Source organism: Microbacterium sp. BWT-B31, from assembly GCF_041379855.1.
Lineage (GTDB): Bacteria > Actinomycetota > Actinomycetes > Actinomycetales > Microbacteriaceae > Microbacterium.
On record NZ_JBFECU010000003.1, the window covers coordinates 16,639 to 34,303 of the forward strand.

Sequence of the window (17,665 nt, forward strand, 5' to 3'; positions counted from 1 at the left end):
GGCGACGATAGCGCCTGGCGCCGGAGGTTGCCAAATCGCCGGCTCGAGGCATCCGCGCGTCCCGCTGATCGGCGATTCAGCCGATCAGCACGCGCTCGATCAGGTCGAGCTCTTCCGCGTGCGAGAGGCCCGCGCGTCGCTCGCGGTCGAGCCCGCGCGCCCGCTCATCGGCGAGCGTGCGCTCGAGCGTGTCGCGCAGCGCACGCAGCCGGCCGCCGCCGGCGCGATAGGCCGCGTTCGAGCGCGTCGCGGACCCGGGCAGATCGTCGGGCAGCCACAGCGGCAGCGACCGCGGCCCCATCCAGTGCGCGACTGCGCTCTCGGCGAGCAGGTCGGGATCCGCCGCGACCAGATCGCCGGTGTGTCCCGCGACCTCGCGTGCGAGAGCGGTGAACCCAGCGAACGACAGCGTGTCGCCGACCGCGTTCGCGACGACTGCGCTCCCGGTGCGGCCGACCTCGTGCACGAAGGCGGCGACATTGTCGACGTCGATCACCTGCACGCCGAGGCCGGGCACGTCGGGCACGAGCACCGGTCCGTCGCCCGCGAGGGCGAAGCGGCCGACCCAATAGCCGAAGCGATCCGTGGGGTCGCCCTCCCCGACGATGAGCCCGGGGCGCACGATCGCGGCCCGCTGCGCGAGCGCTGTGCGCACGGATGCCTCGGCCGCCGACTTCTCCCGGGCGTAGTCGTACTCGTCGCCCGGCGCCGCCGGCTCGGCCGTCGCCGCCGACTCGTCCGCCCCGGCGGTGGTGTCGTCGGCGTAGACCGAGACCGTCGAGACGTAGGTCCAGTGCGCGGTGCGCTCCGCGAGGGCCTCGACCGCCGCCGCGACGTGCCCCGCGCGGGAGGAGACATCGACGACCTCGTCCCAGTCGCGGGCCGCCGCCTCGTCGTATGCGCCGGGGTCGTCGCGGTCGGCCCGCAGCAGCCGCACCCCCTCGGGCGCGGGGCGTCCGCCTCGGGCAAGGCAGGTGACGGATGCTCCGGCCTCGGTCCATCGGCGCGCGACGCGCCCGCTCAGCCAGCCGGTTCCCCCGAGGATCAGCACATCGGTCATGCGTTCATCCCAGCAGACCGGCGCGGGCGCGGCATCCGTTTCCGCTCCTGGCGGACACGAGAGCCGCACCCTCGCGGGATCAGATCGAGAACGCCTTGATGCGCGCCAGGAGGTCGGGACCGGTGCGGTCGAGGGTCTGGCCGCCGATCGCGACGCCCGCCGCGATCACGCCCGCGCCCACGAGCGGACCGACCACGAGCGCGATCCATCCGAGCAGCGCCGACCCCGTCACGAGGGACACGATCGCCAGCCCGAGTCCCGGAGCGGCCAGCACCGTGCACAGGGCGAGCACGCCCAGCACCGCGATGCCGTTGATCCAGGTCTGCCCCGGGGCGGACTTGAACGGGCTGTCTCCGGACGCGGGCACGGGCACGACGATCAGCGCCGACGACACGGCGCCCACACCGTTGCCCACCAGCACCAGCGCGAGCGCGCCGCCGAGGACCGCGGGCAGCTGATGCCACGTGCCGGCGATCGCCGTCGTCACCAGAGCCACCGCGACCACTGCCGGCACGCCCACGGAGGCGGCGCCCAGCACGCGACCCCAGCGGTCGGCGCGACCCCGGATCCCTGTCGACAGGACCGAGGCGAACGCGGTGCCGTCGTAGGAGATGTCGGTGTAGCCGCCGATCGCGAGGACGAACGCCACCATGAGGGCGGATGCCCCGAACAGCCATCCGTCGACGCCGCTGGTCAACGCGAACAGAGCGGGGAAGATCGGCACGAAGATGAGCTGGCGCAGGTAGCGCGGGTCGCGCACCCACGAGGTGAGCGAGCGCGCCCACGTCGCACCCACCCCGCCGGTGGGAAGCACGCCGAACAGACCGAGCGCTCCGGGCTTGACCGTACGCGCCGCCTGATGCGGGGGCGAGGCCACCGAGGCTTCGAGCGCGCGACGCCACAGCAGCCACAGTGCCGCGAACGTCGCGACGGCGATCACGAGCTTGGCGAGCGCCGCCGGCCATTCCCCCGCGGCCACATCGCCGGGAACGGCCCACGCGGCACCGACCGGCGTCCAGCCGAGCACGGCGCCGGCCCGCGCGGCGAGCCCCGGCACATCGACGGCTGCGCCGAGCAGCGCGGCGGCGGCGGTGAAGATCGGGCCGGCCAGAACCACGAGCACGAGCACGATCGTGCCAACGATCTCGCGGCCGCGCCGATGCCCGCCGAGCCCCGACGACAGCGTCGTGGTGAGGCGACTTGCCACGACGCAGGTCAGCACCGCGAGCACGATCGCCGGAATCGCGGCGATCGCCGCCAGGGGCCACCGCACCCACAGCACGATCGTCGAGAGCGCCACCACGCCGGTGACGATCCCCGGCACGCCCGTCAGCCCCATCGCGGTCAGCGCGGTCATGACCTGGCGCCTCGACAGGGGGTAGGGCGCCAGGCGCCCGGCATCCACCGTCGCATCCGCCCCCGCGATCAGCAGCGGACCGATCACCCAGCCGAGCACGAGTGCGCAGCCGCCGACGACCGCGAGAGTGCGGGTCACGTCCAGGCCCTGCAGCAGGCTCAGCGCGACGAGGCCGGCGATCACGCCGATGACCAGCCACAACGCCCACAGGATTCCGAGGCAGAAGCCGACGAGCTGCCACGGGCGCCGGGCGAGCATGTTGCCCAGTATGCGGTACCGCAGCCTCAGGACTGTCGCAACCACTGCGGCCCCTCCGCTGTGTGACGGCCGCCGACGAGAGAGAAGAAGCGGTCCTGCAGGCTCTCGCCCGCGCGCACCTCGTCGAGCGTGCCCGCGGCCAGCACGCGGCCCGCGGACATGACCGCGACATGGTCGCACATGCGCTGCACCAGGTCCATCGAATGGCTCGACACCACGACGGTGCCGCCGGATGCCGTATAGCTGCGCAGCACGTCCTCGATGTTGGCGGCAGAGACCGGGTCGACCGACTCGAACGGCTCGTCGAGCACGAGCAGGCCCGGCGCGTGCACGAGCGCGCACGCGAGCGCGACCTTCTTCGCCATGCCGGCGGAGTAGTCGGCGACGATCGTGCCGGCGGCCTCGCGCAGATCCATCAGTGCGAGCAGGTCCGCGACGCGCTCGGCGATCTCGGGCCGCGGGATACCGAACATCATCGCCGTGTAGGTGATGAGCTGCTCGCCGGTGAGACGGTCGAACATCCGCACACCGTCGGCGAGGTTGCCGATCGTGCGCTTGGCCTCGACGGGCTGCTGCCACACGTCGATGCCGTGCACCCACGCCGCACCGGCGTCGGGGCGCAGGAGGCCGGTCGCCATCGACAGCGTCGTGGTCTTGCCGGCGCCGTTGGGCCCGACCAGGCCGTAGAACGATCCGGCGGGGACGGTCAGGTCGAGGCCCGCGACCGCGGCCCTCTCGCCGAACCTCTTGACGAGCCCCACGAGCTGCAGGGCGGGAATCTCGGATGCAACACTCATCATCCCGACACTAGCGAACCCGCCCGCCGCCGCCGTCACACGTGCGTGTCGAGGAACTCCAGCGTGCGCCGCCACGCGTCGGCCGCGGCATCCGGGTCGTAGCGGCTGCCGGTGTCGTTGAAGAACGCGTGCGAGGAGTCGGGGTAGACCACCGACTCGAACGCGACACCGGCGTCGGCCATCGCCTGCTCGACGCCGGGCAGCGCCTCGATGAGCGAGGGATCGTGGTGCCCGTAGAGCGCGAGGACCGGCGCCTGGATGCGGGCGATCGCCTCAGCGGCAGGCGCCGACCCGTAGAACGGCACGGCCGCGCGCACGCGGTCGTCTGCCGCGGCCAGGGCGAAGGCGTACGTGCCGCCGAAGCAGAACCCCGTCACCGCGACGCGCCCCTCCACCCCGGGCTGAGCAACGAGCCAGTCGACGGTCGCCCGAAGCGCCGCGACCCCCCACACGGCATAGTCGGGCGAGCGCATCGCTGTCATCGCGTCGCGCATTCGGGGCTGGGCGGCGACCCGGGCGTCCTCGTCGTCGCTGTTCATGATCGCGAACAGCTCGGCGCCGAGCGCGGGCTCGACACCGCCGTGGCTCAGGATGTCGGGCGCGGCGACCAGCCACCCTTCGGCCGCGTAGCGGTCGGCGACACCGCGGATGTGCTCGACGAGGCCCCAGATCTCGTGGACGAGCACGAGTCCGCCGCGCGGCGATCCGGCGGGGCGGGCGACGTAGACGTCGAACACGTCCGCGCCTTTGGACAGGGTGATGGTCTCGGACATGGCGCTCCTTCACGACGGCGGCGCACGGCGGGGTGCAGACAGAACGCTAACGCCGGGTGCGCCCCGAAAGGCGCACCCGGCGTCATTGAGCGGGAGACGGAGCCTATTCGCGCAGCACGGCGCCGAAGCGCGCGGACGCCGCCGCCACGCCCGCGAGCTTCGCGTCGGTCGCCTCGGCGGCGGTCAGCGTGCGATCGGCCGCGCGGAAGCGCAGCGCGAACGTGAGGCTCTTGGTGCCGTCGGCAAGGCCCGTTCCGCGGTAGTCGTCGACGAGCCGCAGCGACTCGAGCAGCTCGCCCGCGCCCTCGACGAGCGCCTGGCGCACATACGCGGCGGGCACGTCGTCGCCGACGACGACCGAGACGTCCTGCGTGGCGGCGGGGAAGCCGGACAGCGACGCGGCGACCACGCGCTCCCCCGCGAGCTGCAGAAGCAGGTCGAGATCGACCTCGGCGATGACGACGCGACCCGGCAGATCGGATGCCTCTGCCACCGCCGGCAGCAGCTCGCCGACGTAGCCCACCTCGGTGTCGCCCACAGACAGCACACCCGTGCGTCCGGGGTGCAGCGCCTTGCGCTCCCCCTGGGCGACGTCGATCGAGACGCCCGCGGCGGAGGCGATCGTGCGAACGGCGTCCAGCGCGTCGGCGAGGGACGCGGCGACCGCGGCCTGGCCGGGCTGCTTCGCGATGAGGTGCCCGGTCAAGAGCACGGCCACATGCCGCCGCTGCGGCGGGATCGACGCGTCGAGCTCGGCGAGGGTCGCGGCATCCGGCCGCACCGCCAGCGGCGGGACGAACGACGTGCCGTACCGCACCCCCGGCTCGGGCAGGAACACCGCGCCGGTCTCGAACAGCGCGAGGTCGGTGAAGCCGCGCGACAGGTTGCGGTGCGCGACCTGCAGCAGCCCCGGCACGAGCGACCGGCGCAGGAACGGAGCCTGCCCGTCGAGCGGATTGGCGAGCTTGACGCTCGGCAGGTGCTCGCCCGACGGCGACCCGTGCAGGTCGTTGTGCTCCGCGGTCGTGAACGGGAACGAGGGCGTCTCGACGTACCCGGCGGCGGCCAGCGCGTCCGAGACGCGGCGTCGGCCCTGCTGCGCGGGGGTGAGGCCTCGGCCCGACGGCGGAAGCGGCAGCACCGAGGGGATGCGGTCGTACCCCTCGATGCGGGCGACCTCTTCGGCGAGGGTCCACCTGTCGGTGAGGTCGGGGCGCCACGACGGCGGCGAGACCGTCCAGCTCGCGTCGTGCTCGTCGACCGTGCAGCCGATCATCTCGAGCGCTGCGACGATCTCGGACTCGGTGTACTCGACGCCGATGAGCGCGGCGACGAACGGCTTCGGCAGCTCGACCCCACGTGTCTCGAACGTGCTGTTCAGAGCGCCGCCCGCACGCGTGTCGGTTCCGCCGGCGTAGGCCGCCATGAGCTCGGCGACGCGCGCGGCAGCGACGAACGGGATCGCCGGGTCGACGCCGCGCTCGAAGCGGCGCGACGCCTCGCTGGGCAGCTTGTGCCGGCGGGCCGTGCGCGCGATCGACACCGTGTCGAAGGTGGCCGCCTCGATGAGCACGTTGCGCGTGGCATCCGTCATCTCGGTCGTGCCGCCGCCCATGACGCCCGCGAGCCCGATCGGTCCGGACGCGTCGGTGATCAGCAGGTCTTCGGGGTCGAGGTCGCGCACCTTGCCGTCGAGGGTCTCGAGCTTCTCGCCCACCGTCGCGCGGCGCACCGTGATGCCGCCCTGCAGCTTGTCGAGGTCATAGCCGTGGATCGGCTGGCCGAGCTCGACCATCACGTAATTGGTGATGTCGATCAGGATGCCCAGCGAGCGGATGCCGGCGAGGGTGAGCCGCGCGACCATCCACGCGGGGGTCGGCTTGGTCGGGTCGACGTCGCGCACGATGCGGGCGACGAACTCGGTCGCCCCGGCGCGACCGCGGATCGGGGCGGTGTCGTCGACGGCCACGGCGAACGCGGAGTCGTCGGACAAGGCGACCTCGGCGGCGGCCGTCGCACCCGGGTCGCGGAACGCCGCGCCCGTCGCGTGCGCGTACTCGCGCGCCACGCCGCGCACCGACAGCGCGTAACCGCGATCGGGCGTCACGTTGATGTCCACGGCGACGTCGTCGAGACCGAGCAGCGCGATCGCGTCGGTTCCCACGGGTGCGTCGATGCCGAGTTCGACGAGGCGCAGGATGCCGCTGTGCTCGTCGCCGAGCCCGAGTTCGCGCGCCGACGCGATCATGCCGTCCGACACATGCCCGTACGTCTTGCGCGCCGCGATCGGGAACGGACCCGGAAGCACTGCTCCGGGAAGGGTCACGACGACCTTGTCGCCGACGAAGAAGTTGCGCGCGCCGCACACGATGCCCCGGACGCCGCCCTGCTCGGCGCCGACGTCGACCTGACACCAGCGGATCGTCTTGCCGTTGGACTGCGGCTCCTCGACGAACTCGAGCACCTCACCCACCACGATGGGGCCGGCCAGCTCGAAGCGGTGGACGTCCTCCTCTTCGAACCCGACGGACACCAGCGCCGCGAGGACGTCCTCGGGCGCGGCATCTGCCGGAAGATCCACGTACTCACGCAGCCACGAAAGCGGGACGCGCATCACACCACCATCCCGAACTGCTCGCTGAAACGGATATCGCCCTCGGCCATGTCGCGCATGTCCTGCACGTCCGAGCGGAACATGAGCGTGCGCTCGATGCCCATGCCGAACGCGAAGCCCGAGTAAACCTCGGGGTCGATCCCCGCCGCGCGCAGCACGTTCGGGTTGACCATTCCGCAGCCGCCCCACTCGATCCAGCGCGCGCCGCCCTTGAAGGTCGGGTGCCACAGGTCGAGCTCGGCCGACGGCTCGGTGAAGGGGAAGAAGTTCGCGCGGAACCGCGTCTTGGCCTCGGGGCCGAACAGCACGCGCGCGGCGTGGTCGAGCGTGCCCTTGAGGTTCGCCATCGTGATGCCCTTGTCGATCACAAGGCCCTCGAACTGGGTGAACACCGGCAGGTGCGTCGCATCGAACTCGTCGGTGCGGTAGACCCGGCCCGGGCACAGCACGTAGATCGGCAGGTCGCGCTCGAGCATCGAGCGCACCTGCACGGGGCTGGTGTGCGTGCGCATGACGAGGTGGCGTGCGACCGGGTCGACGAAGAACGTGTCCTGCATCTGGCGCGCGGGGTGGTCCTCGTCGAAGTTCAGCGCGTCGAAGTTGAACCACTCGTGCTCGAGCTCGGGGCCCTCGGCGATCTCCCACCCCATGCCCACGAAGATGTCGGCGACCCGCTCCTGCAGGAGCGAGATCGGATGCCGCGCCCCGACGCGGGCCCGCGCCGCGAGCGCCGTGATGTCGAGGGTCTCGGCCTTGAGGCGCGCCACCGTCTCGGCCTCGATGATCTCGCCCTCGCGCGCCGCGAACGCCTGGTTCACGCGGGCGCGCGCCTGGCCGACGAGCTTGCCGAACTCGGCCTTGCGCTCGTTCGGCACGTCGCGCAGGCGCGCGTTGAGCGCGGCCAGCGGCGATCCCTCCCCCGCGTGGGCGGAGCGCGCGGCCTTCAGACCGGCGGAGTCGGATGCCGCGGCGACGGCGTGGAGCGCTGCCTGGACGGCGGCATCCACCGCCTCGGGCGTGATCTCGGAGTTCTGTGGTGCGTCGGACACGAGTACCGAGTCTACCGAGCGCGGCAGGCCCGCCAGGCGCGCCCCTAGACGACGCCGCCCGGGCCGCGATGCTCCGAGGCGCGGGCGTCGGCATTCGCCTCCGCAAGCCGGATCGCCGTCGTCGGGTCGACAAGTGCCGGGGCCGCGCCGCCGCCCTTCACGCGGCGTCCGCCGCTCGCGGTGCGCCGCGCAAGCCAGCGGGCGAACCACGACAGCGTGAGGTTGATCGCGAGGTAGATGGCCAGCGTGACGAAGAACAGCGAGAAGAGATACCGGTTGCCGTAGAAGCTCGCCAACTGGTTCATCGTCGTGCGGATGAGCTCGTGGTAGCCCACGATGTAGCCGAGCGACGTGTCTTTCAGCAGCACGACGAGCTGAGCGACGATGATCGGCAGCATCTGCCGGAACGCCTGCGGGAACTCCACCAGCATCTTGGACTGGAACTCGCGCATGCCGACGCTCAGGGCCGCCTCGCGCTGCCCGCGGGGAAGGGACGCCAGGCCGGCGCGCAGAGCCTCGCCGATCAACGTGCCGTTGTAGAGCACCAGGGCGATCACGACGGCCCAGAAGGCCCCGGTGGACGCGACCAGCAGGATGAACAGCATCATCAGCAGCACGGGCATGCCGCGCAGGAACTCCAGCAGCCACGCCGTGGGGACGCGCACCCAGCCGATCGCCGAACTGCGCAGCAGCGAGAAGACGATGCCGAGCGCGATGGCGCCCACCGCGGCGACCGCGGCCGCCTGCAGCGTCGCGATCGTGCCGCGACCGATCGCCCCCCACACCTCGGGGTCGGCGAAGATGTCCCAGCGGACGGGATCGAGGATCGCCGGAACGGGGACGCCGCCGGAAACCCGCGGCATCGCGAGGGTCCACACCACCCACGCGAGGACGCCCAGGATGACGACGCCTCCGACGATCGACGCGATCAGGGACAGCCGACGGGAACGGGGGCCGGGCGCGTCGAAGAGAACGCTCGATCCGCTCATCGGCGCACCACCAATCGCTTCTCGAGGTTGACGGCGAGCAGCCCGAGCGGAACGGTGACCACGAGGTACAGCGCTGCGGCCGTGACCAGGATGAGGATCACCATGTTGCCGTTCGCGTTCGCCAGTTCGCGCGTGGCGGCGAACAGTTCGAAGACGAAGAACCCGCCCGCGACCGACGAGTTCTTGGTGAGGGCGATGAAGACGTTGATCAGCGGCGGGATCGTCATGCGGAACGCCTGCGGCAGCACGACGAGCGAGACGGTCTGCCCGAACCCGAGTCCGATGCTGCGCGCGGCCTCGGCCTGCCCCTGCGGGACGCCGTTGATCCCGGAGCGCAGCGCCTCGGCGACGAAGGGCGACGTGTAGTACGCGAGTGCCGCGATCGCGAGGGGCACGAAGGGCACCCGCACGCCGAGGAAGGGCACCACGACCGTGAAGAAGAAGAAGACGAGGGTGAGGGGCGTATTGCGCGCGATCTCGGTCCAGAATGCGGCGAAGCCGCGCAGCGAGCCGACCGGAGAGATGCGCATCGCGGCGATGAGAGTCCCCAGCACGAGCGACAGCACGCCGGAAACGACGAGCAGCAGCAGTGTCATGCGGAACCCTTCCCAGAACACCGGGAAGAACGACAGGTACTGCTCCACTTCACCTCCTTTCGTCGTCGGCGATGCCGACGAGCCGATGGGCGGATGCCCCGGCCCGGCGCGAGCGGCCGGGCCGGGGCATCCCTTCGATCAATAGCGGTCGGGAGTCGGCGGCGAGACGAACGGCAGCACGGTGCCGGCCGTCTTGTTCCACGCCTCTTCGTAGCGACCGTCCTCGTAGATCTTCTCGAGGACGTCGTTGATCCACATGCGGAAGTCGGTGTCGTCCAGTGCGAGGCCGATGCCGTACGGCTCCTCGGTGAACGGCTTGCCGACGACCTTGAACTCGCCCTCGTTCTGCGCGGCGAGACCGGCCAGGATCACGTTGTCGGTCGACACAGCGACGACCTGACCCGTGCGCAGCGGCTCGAGGCAGTTCGAGTACGTGTCGGTGAGCACCGGCTCAGCGCCGATCTCGGCGAGCTTGGCCGCCGGCGTCGATCCGGTCACCGAGCACACCGGTTGGCCGACGAGGTCGTCTTCGTTCTCGATGTCGTCGTTGTCGGCGAGCACGAGGATGGACTGCCCTGCGAGGTAGTACGGGCCCGCGAAGGACACGACTTCCTTGCGCTTGTCGTTGATGGTGTACGTGGCGATGACGATGTCGACCTCGCCGTTCTGGATGAACGGCTCACGGTTGGCTGACACAGCCTCCTTCCACTCGATGTTGTCCTCGTCGATGCCGAGCTCTGACGCGATGAGCTTGCCGATCTCGACGTCGAACCCTTCCGGCACACCGGTGGGGCCCATCAGACCGAACAGCGGCTGGTCGAACTTCGTGCCGATCGTGATCGTGCCCGCCTCGTTCAGGGCGGCCATCGTGGTGCCTGCCTCGAACGTCGGCTCGGCGACCGGGGTGGTCGTCTCCTCGGAGGGGGCCTCTCCGGCGCCGGAGGCGCACGCGGACAGCGCCAGCGCACCGGCCGCGGCCAGTGCGATCAACGGAAGTCGCATTCGCTTCATGTCTTCGTCCTTTGCTGTGTACGGACCGCTCGTGGCGGTCCTCTCGGATCCCGGCCGCTGGGAACGGCGGGAGCTTCTCAGTGCTCGAGGATCTTCGACAGGAAATCCTTCGCCCGTGCGCTCTGCGGGTTCGTGAAGAACTCGTCAGGTGTCGCCTCCTCGACGATCGCGCCGTCGGCCATGAACAGCACGCGGTCGGCAGCCTTGCGCGCGAACCCCATCTCGTGCGTCACGACGATCATCGTCATGCCGTCGCCGGCCAGCCCGATCATGACGTCGAGCACTTCGTTGATCATCTCGGGATCGAGCGCGCTCGTGGGCTCGTCCATCAGGATGAGCTTGGGATTCATCGCGAGCGACCGTGCGATCGCGACGCGCTGCTGCTGGCCGCCCGAGAGCTGGTTCGGCATCTTCTTGGCCTGGTTCGCGACGCCCACACGGTCCAGCAGCTGCATCGCCTTCTCGTCGGCGTCCTTCTTCTTCAGGCCGCGCACACGGATCGGACCCAGCGTCACGTTCTCGAGCACGGTCTTGTGCGCGAACAGGTTGAACGACTGGAACACCATCCCCACGTCGGCGCGCAGGTGCGCGAGCGCCTTGCCCTCTTCGGGCAGGGGCTGGCCGTCGATGGTGATCGTGCCCGAGTCGATCGTCTCGAGCCTGTTGATCGCACGGCACAGCGTCGACTTGCCCGAGCCGGACGGGCCGATCACCACCACGACCTCACCACGGCTCACGACCGTGTTGATGTCCTTCAGGACGTGGAGCTCACCGAAGTGCTTGTCGACGTGGTCCACCACCACCAGGGGCTCGCCCCGCCGGACGTTGATGTTCGAAGTGCGCGGCGCCGGTGCCGGTGCATCAGGAGTCGCCATGACCTCAACCCTATGGGGACGTCTGACCCTCGGCCAACGATACGACACGGTCTTAACCGTTCCGTAACAGGGCGCGAACGTTCTGAGTCAGCGCAATCGTTCTGAGTCAGGATGCGGCGCGCTGAGCGAACGCCGTCTCGTACAGACACACGCTCGCGGCGGTCGCGAGGTTCAGCGACTCGGCGCGGCCGTAGATCGGCAGGCGCAGCGAGAGGTCCGCGAGCGCGAGCGCCTCGGGTTCGAGCCCGCGCGCCTCGTTGCCGAACAGCCACGCGGTCGGCTCGGCGAGCACGTCGCGCGACGTGAGGAAGTCCCCTCCGCCGACGTCGGCGGCGACCACGCGCACACCCGCGGCGTGTGCTCTTTCGACAGCGGTCGCAAGATCGACGCCGACAGCGACCGGCAGGTGGAACAGCGAACCCGTCGTGGCTCGCACGACCTTCGGGTTGTACGGGTCGACCGTGCGGCCGGTGAGCACGACCGCGTCCGCTCCCGCGGCGTCAGCCGCGCGGATGATCGTGCCGAGGTTGCCGGGATCGCGCACCTCCTCGCAGATCGCAACGAGACGGGGGGATGCCGCGAACACGTCGCGCACCGACGTCGGCGACTGCCGCGCCACGGCGACGATCCCCTGCGGGGTGACCGTGTCTGCCATCGCGTCGAGCACGGCCTCGGTCGTGAAGACGACCTCGATGCCCGCGTCGCGCGCGGCGTCGCGCACATCAGGGTGCCGTTCCATCGCGGTGGGCGTCGCGAACATCTCGACGACCGTGTCGGGCCGGTAGGCGACCACCTCGCGCGCCGCCTGCGGCCCCTCCAGCAGGAACAGCCCGGTCTCCTGGCGGGCGGAGCGCTTGGTCAGCTTCGCGACGGCGCGCACGCGCGGCGAACGCGGATTCTCGAGCACGCAGCCAGTCTAGGGTTCCGCGGGGCCGGGCCGAGGCATCCGTGGCGATCTTCTCGCGCCCTCCGGAGTACGCCAGAGGGCGCCCTCCGAACGGAGGGCGCCCTCTGGATCTCGATACACCGCCTTCGGCGGCACTCGATCACCGGCTCGATACACCGCCTTCGGCGGCGCCGGTCATCGAATGCGTCAGGCGCTCTTGGGCGCGTTCACGTCGGTCGGCAGCGCCTTCTTCGCGGTCGCCACGAGCGACGCGAACGTCTTGGGCTCGTTCACCGCGAGTTCGGCGAGCATGCGACGGTCCACCTGCACGCCCGCAAGGCCCAGGCCCTGGATGAAGCGGTTGTACGTGATGCCGTTCTGACGGGCGGCGGCGTTGATGCGCTGGATCCACAGGCGGCGGAAGTCGCCCTTGCGCTTGCGGCGGTCGCGGTATGCGTAGACGAGCGAGTGGGTGACCTGCTCCTTCGCCTTGCGGTACAGACGCGAACGCTGGCCCCGGTAACCGGAGGCGCGCTCGAGGATGACGCGACGCTTCTTGTGGGCGTTGACGGCCCGCTTGACTCTAGCCATTTCGTTTCGTTCCTATTCGTGCGTCGGCGCGCTCAGCGGCCGAGGAGCTTCTTCGCGACCTTGGCGTCGCCCTTGGCGAGGACCTGGTCCTGCGACAGGCGACGGGTGCGGCGCGTGGGCTTGCCTTCGAAGTTGTGGCGAAGGTTCGCCTGCTGCTTCATGAGCTTCCCGCTGCCGGTGACCTTGAAGCGCTTCTTGGCGCCCGAATGGGTCTTCTGCTTCGGCATCTCTTCTTCCTTCGTTTCACGTCCCGCCCAGGCGGGAGTCGGATCCCGCGGTGCGGGAGATCGTGGGGGCCTACTCCGAGGGAGCGGCCTCGGCGGCGGCGGGCGCCTCCGTCGCGGCGGGCGCATCGGCGCCGCCGGTGCGGGCCGAGCGGGCCGCCTCGCGGTTCGCCGCGCGCTGAGCGTTCTGCTCGGTCTTCACCTCGGACTTGTTCTTGTGCGGGGCGACCACCATCACCATGTTGCGGCCGTCGATCGTGGGGTTCGACTCGACCGTGCCGAACTCCGCGACGTCTTCTGCGAACTTGCGCAGCAGCCGTACGCCCTGCTCGGGGCGCGACTGCTCGCGACCGCGGAACAGGATCATCGCCTTGACCTTGTCGCCGGACTTCAGGAAGCCCTCGGCGCGCTTGAGTTTGGTGATGTAGTCGTGGGCTTCGATCTTCAAGCGGAACCGGACCTCCTTGAGGACGGTGTTCGCCTGATTGCGACGCGCTTCCTTGGCCTTCTGCGCGGCCTCGTACTTGAACTTGCCGTAGTCCATGATCTTGACTACGGGAGGCTTCGAGTTGGGGGCCACCTCGACGAGATCGAGGTCGGCCTCCTGAGCCAGGCGCAGCGCCACCTCGATGCGGACGACGCCGACCTGCTCACCCGCGGGGCCCACGAGGCGGACCTCGGGAACGCGGATGCGGTCATTGGTGCGGGGATCGCTGATGCGGAACTCCTCTTCGTGCGTTTTCGCGGCTCCGCGGCACAGGGTTGTACCGCGGGCGGAAGAGGGACATCCACCCGTCGCGGCGCCCAAACGCCGACTTGCTGCACCCTGCTCCCGATCCGTACTGGCTTCGGGGCTCCCGCGTGGCGGGACTGCCCCGTACACAGTTCGTGCGGGGCGGAGCGCGTGACCCGGTAGCCTGGAGCGGCAAGCGCGGGTGGGATGTGGATCCTCTTTCGTTCCGGAGCAGATCGCTCCGGTGCCCGCTGAAGTCTACCAGAGAGTGGCACGTGAACACGATTCAGGACGCCGGCGACAGCACCCCTCCCCAGAACGGCGCTCCCGACGCCGAGCGCATCGCCCAGTGGGAGGCGCAGGAGCAGGCCGCGGCGTCTGCCACCCGCGACATCGCAGACGTGCCCGCCGTCGAGGTCATCACGACCGCCGCCGTGCACCTCATGAGCGCCGCCGCGGTGAAGACCGGCCTCGCCGACGACCCCGCGACCCAGCTCGACCTCGACGAGGCGCGCAAGCTCATCAACGCCCTCGCCGGGCTCATCACCGCCGGCGCGCCCGAGATCAGCGACATGCACGCCCGGTCGCTGCGCGACGGCCTGCGCTCGCTGCAACTGGCCTTCCGCGAGGCCTCCGTGATCCCCGACCCGATCGGCAAGGGCCCCGGCGAGAAGTGGACCGGCCCGGTCACCTGACACCGCAGCGATTCCGGAGCGGATGCCTCAACCCGCGTCGTGCGTGATCCCCAGCGCCCGCGCGCCGCGGGCCACCGCATCGACCGTACGCCGCACCGCCTCGGCGTCGGTGCCGCGATTGCTCACGGCGAACCGCACCACCGTGCGGCCCTGCCAGCGCGAGGACGACGCCCACACCGTGCCCTCGGCGCGCAGCCACTGGCCCAGCGCCGCGGTCGCGGCGTCGTCGGGGGCGGCGAGGCACACCTGGGTGAAGACGACGTCGTTGAGAACCTCCAGCCCCGGGATGCGCCGGAAGCCGTCGGCGAGGCCGGCCGCAGCATCCGCCAGCCCTTCGACCAGCCCGATGACACCTCGCCGGCCGAGCGACCGCAGCGCCGCCCACACCGGCACGCCCCGCGCGCGCCGCGACAGCTCGGGAACGCGGTCGTAGGGGTCGGGGATCTCCTCGACCGCGGGCAGGTACGCGGCGTGCGCGCCCAGTGCGGCCGTCATCGCGGCGTCGTCTCGCACGATCGCCACACCGCAGTCGTACGGCACGTTCAGAGTCTTGTGCGCGTCGGTCGCCCACGAATCGGCCTCCGCGAGCCCCCGCACGAGGTGCGCGAGGCGCGGCGTCGCGGCCGCCCACAGCCCGAAGGCCCCGTCGACGTGCACCCACGCGCCCGCGTCGTGGGCGACGGTCACCGCTGCGGCGAAGTCGTCGAACGCGCCGGAGTGCACATCCCCCGCCTGCAGCGCCACGATCGCCTGCCCCTCGCCCTGCGCGAGGGCCCGCGCGAGGCCATCGACATCGATGCGCCCCTGATCGTCGGCGCCCACCGTCTGCGGCGCGCCGAGACCCGCCATGCGACCGGCGAGCACCATCGACGTGTGCACGGCCTCACCCGCCAGGAACCGGATCACGGGAGCGTGCTGCAGACCACGCACCGGATCGTGGCCGCTCGCGCGGATCACGGCGTCGCGCGCGGCGAGCAGACACGTGAGGTTGGCGCTCGTTCCGCCGGTCACAAACCCCACCCCGCTCTCGCGCGGAAGGCCGAGAAGGTCGAGGATCCATCGTGCCGCGGTCTCTTCCACCGCGGCGGTCGCGGGCGTCGGCTGGCGGGAGCCGGTGTTCTGGTCCCACGCCGACACGAGCCAGTCCGCCCCGAGCGCCGCCGGGTACGTCCCGCCGATCACGAAGCCGTAGAACCGCGGCGATCCCATCGCCATGAGACCCGGTGCGCTCACCGCCGCGAGCTCGTCCACCACGGCGACGGCGTCCAGCCCGTCGTCGGGGAGGTCGCGATCGAGCATCGAGAGGATGCCGTCGGCGTCCTGCTCCGGACGGATGGGCTGCTCGGCGACCGAGCCGAGCCACACGCGCGCGTGCCGCTGCGCGGCCTCCAGCACGGCCCGGTACTGGTCGTTGTCCATCCGCGCCTCCGTCCTCGCCTCTCGCAGCTGCGGGTCGCCGACTCCTCGCCGATCATCTGCCTCGGCGCGCGCGCATGCAAGGGGTGTGCGCCCCGCGCCGAGGCATCCGTCGCCTGCGTGTCCCGGCGACTCGGCGGGACGAGCGGCGCGAGGCCGCGACGCGCGGGGCGGATATCAGCCGCGGACGAGCTTGACCGTCAGCGAGTCGACGAGCACCGCGACGCGGTCGTCGGCGGCCCAGCGCTTCGCGAGGCGCTGGAGGACGCCGTCCAGCTCCTCCTGCGACAGCCCCGCCATCAGGTGCAGGCGCACGACCAGTTCCTGGCCGCGCAGGCGCGCAGTCGGGTCGCCCGGCTCGACCCCCAGATCGAGCACCGCCAGCTCCCCGGCGATGCTCGCCTGCAGGGCCGTGTAGACCTCCGGCGATGCGAACGAGGGCTCCCACGGCTGGCTCTGGGCGATCGCCCACACCGCGGGACGCCGCAGCACGAACTCAGTGCCGGAGCCGGGATCGATCACGACCAGGTCGGTGTCGTCGTCCGACGCCGACAGCGCCACGCGGATGCCCTCGGCGGGAACCGGGCGGGCCGAGGCATCCCATCTGCCCATCGCCTCGACCGAGGTGAACACCGGCAGCACTCGGCGCCCGTCGGGGGCGGCGACCGTCACGATCGACAGTTCCTGCGTCTTGTCGACGCGAAGGCCGGTCGGGCCCACGCCCTCATCGCCCTTCTCGGCGACGAGCGGGATCAGCAGTCGCGCCTCGCGGAACGCGTCGACGACCGCGACCTGATCGCCCACCCCCGCCCGGAACGCCTCGAGCGCCGCCAGCAGCGCCGGATCGGCCGAGCCGTCGTCGCCCGCATGCGGGTTGGAGCGGAAGCTGCGCCCCTCCCACGGCACGCCCGCCGAGTCGGCCGGCGGGTGGTCGTGATCAGGATGCTGCGGCTCAGCCTGCGGCGACATCCAGCGCCTCGACCAGCGTGAACGCGCCCGTGTACAGGGCTTTGCCGACGATCGCTCCTTCGACGCCGAGGGGCACCAGCTCGCGCAGGGCGGCCAGGTCGTCGAGGCTCGAGACCCCGCCCGACGCGATGACCGGCTTCGGAGTGCGCGCGGTGATCTCGCGCAGCAGGTCGAGGTTCGGACCGCGCAGGGTGCCGTCCTTCGTGACGTCGGTGACGACGTAGCGGCTGCATCCGGCCTCTTCGAGGCGCTTGAGCACAGTCCACAGGTCGCCGCCCTCGCGCGTCCAGCCGCGCGCCGCGAGGGTCGTCCCTCGCACGTCGAGCCCCACGGCGATGACGTCGCCGTAGCGGCTGATCACGTCGGCGGCCCACTCGGGGTTCTCCAGCGCCGCCGTGCCGAGGTTGATGCGAGACGCACCGATCTCGAGGGCCTGCTCGAGCGAGCGGTCGTCGCGGATGCCGCCCGAGACCTCGACCTGGACGCCCTTGACCTGCTTGATGACCTTGCGCAGCACGTGGGAGTTGCTGCCGCGCCCGAACGCCGCGTCGAGGTCGACGAGGTGAATCCACGACGCCCCCTGGCGGGCCCATTCCGCCGCCGCTTCGACGGGGTCGCCGAAGCTCGTCTCGGAGCCGGCCTCGCCTTGCGTCAGCCGCACGGCCTTGCCGTCGGCGACATCCACGGCGGGAAAGAGGATCAGCTCTGGCGTTGACGCGAAATCGTTCATGGCTCCTCGTGCGGCGGATCGAATCGGGGTGGCCGAACTGCC

Annotated in this window: 18 protein-coding genes; 1 reads left to right on the forward strand and 17 read right to left on the reverse strand. The window is 71.1% G+C overall.

The window, feature by feature from the left end:
* Positions 1–76 precede the first annotated feature (76 nt).
* The 14 genes from AB1K54_RS04375 to infC form a co-directional block, all read right to left on the reverse strand.
* The gene (locus AB1K54_RS04375; RefSeq protein ID WP_371201497.1) at positions 77–1,060 is read right to left on the reverse strand and encodes an NAD-dependent epimerase/dehydratase family protein; all 984 of its coding nucleotides are present in this window, start codon (positions 1,058–1,060) and stop codon (positions 77–79) included.
* A 79-nt stretch (positions 1,061–1,139) separates the two neighbouring features.
* A complete protein-coding gene (locus AB1K54_RS04380) occupies positions 1,140–2,720 on the reverse strand; it encodes a hypothetical protein (protein ID WP_371201498.1) in 1,581 nt (526 codons plus the stop codon).
* A complete protein-coding gene (locus AB1K54_RS04385) occupies positions 2,702–3,475 on the reverse strand; it encodes an ABC transporter ATP-binding protein (RefSeq protein ID WP_371201499.1) in 774 nt (257 codons plus the stop codon). Before AB1K54_RS04385 ends, AB1K54_RS04380 begins: the two co-directional genes overlap by 19 nt.
* 32 nt (positions 3,476–3,507) lie before the next feature.
* Complete coding sequence (locus AB1K54_RS04390) at positions 3,508–4,245, reverse strand: dienelactone hydrolase family protein (RefSeq protein WP_371201500.1); 738 nt, start codon at positions 4,243–4,245, stop codon at positions 3,508–3,510.
* A gap of 103 nt (positions 4,246–4,348) precedes the next feature.
* Positions 4,349–6,859, reverse strand: a complete 2,511-nt coding sequence (gene pheT, locus AB1K54_RS04395) for a phenylalanine--tRNA ligase subunit beta (RefSeq protein WP_371201501.1) — start codon at positions 6,857–6,859, stop codon at positions 4,349–4,351.
* Complete coding sequence (gene pheS / locus AB1K54_RS04400; RefSeq protein WP_371201502.1) at positions 6,859–7,908, reverse strand: phenylalanine--tRNA ligase subunit alpha; 1,050 nt, start codon at positions 7,906–7,908, stop codon at positions 6,859–6,861. The genes pheT and pheS overlap by 1 nt, the downstream gene beginning before the upstream one ends.
* 44 nt (positions 7,909–7,952) lie before the next feature.
* A complete protein-coding gene (locus AB1K54_RS04405; protein WP_371201503.1) occupies positions 7,953–8,897 on the reverse strand; it encodes an amino acid ABC transporter permease in 945 nt (314 codons plus the stop codon).
* Entirely contained in the window at positions 8,894–9,541 is a 648-nt protein-coding gene (locus AB1K54_RS04410) for an amino acid ABC transporter permease (RefSeq protein WP_371201504.1), read from the reverse strand. The genes AB1K54_RS04405 and AB1K54_RS04410 overlap by 4 nt, the downstream gene beginning before the upstream one ends.
* A gap of 90 nt (positions 9,542–9,631) precedes the next feature.
* Positions 9,632–10,504: a glutamate ABC transporter substrate-binding protein gene (locus AB1K54_RS04415; protein WP_371201505.1), complete on the reverse strand. Its 873-nt coding sequence runs from the start codon at positions 10,502–10,504 to the stop codon at positions 9,632–9,634.
* A gap of 77 nt (positions 10,505–10,581) precedes the next feature.
* Entirely contained in the window at positions 10,582–11,379 is a 798-nt protein-coding gene (locus AB1K54_RS04420) for an amino acid ABC transporter ATP-binding protein (RefSeq protein ID WP_371201506.1), read from the reverse strand.
* Between the two features lie 106 nt (positions 11,380–11,485).
* Entirely contained in the window at positions 11,486–12,286 is an 801-nt protein-coding gene (locus AB1K54_RS04425; RefSeq protein WP_371201507.1) for a TrmH family RNA methyltransferase, read from the reverse strand.
* A 186-nt stretch (positions 12,287–12,472) separates the two neighbouring features.
* Complete coding sequence (gene rplT, locus AB1K54_RS04430; RefSeq protein ID WP_371201508.1) at positions 12,473–12,856, reverse strand: 50S ribosomal protein L20; 384 nt, start codon at positions 12,854–12,856, stop codon at positions 12,473–12,475.
* 32 nt (positions 12,857–12,888) lie between these two features.
* Positions 12,889–13,083, reverse strand: coding sequence for a 50S ribosomal protein L35 (rpmI, locus tag AB1K54_RS04435; RefSeq protein WP_179490915.1), 195 nt, complete (start codon positions 13,081–13,083; stop codon positions 12,889–12,891).
* A 70-nt stretch (positions 13,084–13,153) separates the two neighbouring features.
* Positions 13,154–13,798 carry a translation initiation factor IF-3 gene (infC, locus tag AB1K54_RS04440; protein WP_371201786.1) on the reverse strand — a complete coding sequence of 215 codons (645 nt, stop codon included), beginning with the start codon at positions 13,796–13,798 and terminating at the stop codon, positions 13,154–13,156.
* Positions 13,799–14,088: 290 nt separating this feature from the next.
* Between infC and AB1K54_RS04445 the strand changes: the two genes are divergently transcribed.
* Positions 14,089–14,508, forward strand: coding sequence for a DUF1844 domain-containing protein (locus tag AB1K54_RS04445; RefSeq protein ID WP_371201509.1), 420 nt, complete (start codon positions 14,089–14,091; stop codon positions 14,506–14,508).
* Positions 14,509–14,535: 27 nt separating this feature from the next.
* Here the strand turns inward: AB1K54_RS04445 and AB1K54_RS04450 are convergent, their stop codons facing one another.
* The 3 genes from AB1K54_RS04450 to priA form a co-directional block, all read right to left on the reverse strand.
* Positions 14,536–15,927 (reverse strand): aspartate aminotransferase family protein, encoded by a 1,392-nt coding sequence (locus AB1K54_RS04450; RefSeq protein WP_371201510.1) that lies wholly within the window; start codon positions 15,925–15,927, stop codon positions 14,536–14,538.
* Positions 15,928–16,101: 174 nt separating this feature from the next.
* A complete protein-coding gene (locus tag AB1K54_RS04455) occupies positions 16,102–16,893 on the reverse strand; it encodes an SseB family protein (RefSeq protein ID WP_371201511.1) in 792 nt (263 codons plus the stop codon).
* Positions 16,877–17,623, reverse strand: a complete 747-nt coding sequence (gene priA, locus AB1K54_RS04460; protein ID WP_371201512.1) for a bifunctional 1-(5-phosphoribosyl)-5-((5-phosphoribosylamino)methylideneamino)imidazole-4-carboxamide isomerase/phosphoribosylanthranilate isomerase PriA — start codon at positions 17,621–17,623, stop codon at positions 16,877–16,879. The genes AB1K54_RS04455 and priA overlap by 17 nt, the downstream gene beginning before the upstream one ends.
* Between the last annotated feature and the right edge of the window lie 42 nt (positions 17,624–17,665).

Coding starts and splice junctions, on each gene's coding strand:
- AB1K54_RS04415 (WP_371201505.1), bottom strand. CDS start 10,504: ATGAAGCGAATGCGACTTCCGTTGATCGCACTGGCCGCGGCCGGTGCG.
- pheT (WP_371201501.1), bottom strand. CDS start 6,859: ATGCGCGTCCCGCTTTCGTGGCTGCGTGAGTACGTGGATCTTCCGGCA.
- AB1K54_RS04390 (WP_371201500.1), bottom strand. CDS start 4,245: ATGTCCGAGACCATCACCCTGTCCAAAGGCGCGGACGTGTTCGACGTC.
- AB1K54_RS04405 (WP_371201503.1), bottom strand. CDS start 8,897: ATGAGCGGATCGAGCGTTCTCTTCGACGCGCCCGGCCCCCGTTCCCGT.
- priA (WP_371201512.1), bottom strand. CDS start 17,623: ATGAACGATTTCGCGTCAACGCCAGAGCTGATCCTCTTTCCCGCCGTG.
- rplT (WP_371201508.1), bottom strand. CDS start 12,856: ATGGCTAGAGTCAAGCGGGCCGTCAACGCCCACAAGAAGCGTCGCGTC.
- AB1K54_RS04385 (WP_371201499.1), bottom strand. CDS start 3,475: ATGATGAGTGTTGCATCCGAGATTCCCGCCCTGCAGCTCGTGGGGCTC.
- AB1K54_RS04450 (WP_371201510.1), bottom strand. CDS start 15,927: ATGGACAACGACCAGTACCGGGCCGTGCTGGAGGCCGCGCAGCGGCAC.
- AB1K54_RS04420 (WP_371201506.1), bottom strand. CDS start 11,379: ATGGCGACTCCTGATGCACCGGCACCGGCGCCGCGCACTTCGAACATC.
- rpmI (WP_179490915.1), bottom strand. CDS start 13,083: ATGCCGAAGCAGAAGACCCATTCGGGCGCCAAGAAGCGCTTCAAGGTC.
- AB1K54_RS04375 (WP_371201497.1), bottom strand. CDS start 1,060: ATGACCGATGTGCTGATCCTCGGGGGAACCGGCTGGCTGAGCGGGCGC.
- AB1K54_RS04455 (WP_371201511.1), bottom strand. CDS start 16,893: ATGTCGCCGCAGGCTGAGCCGCAGCATCCTGATCACGACCACCCGCCG.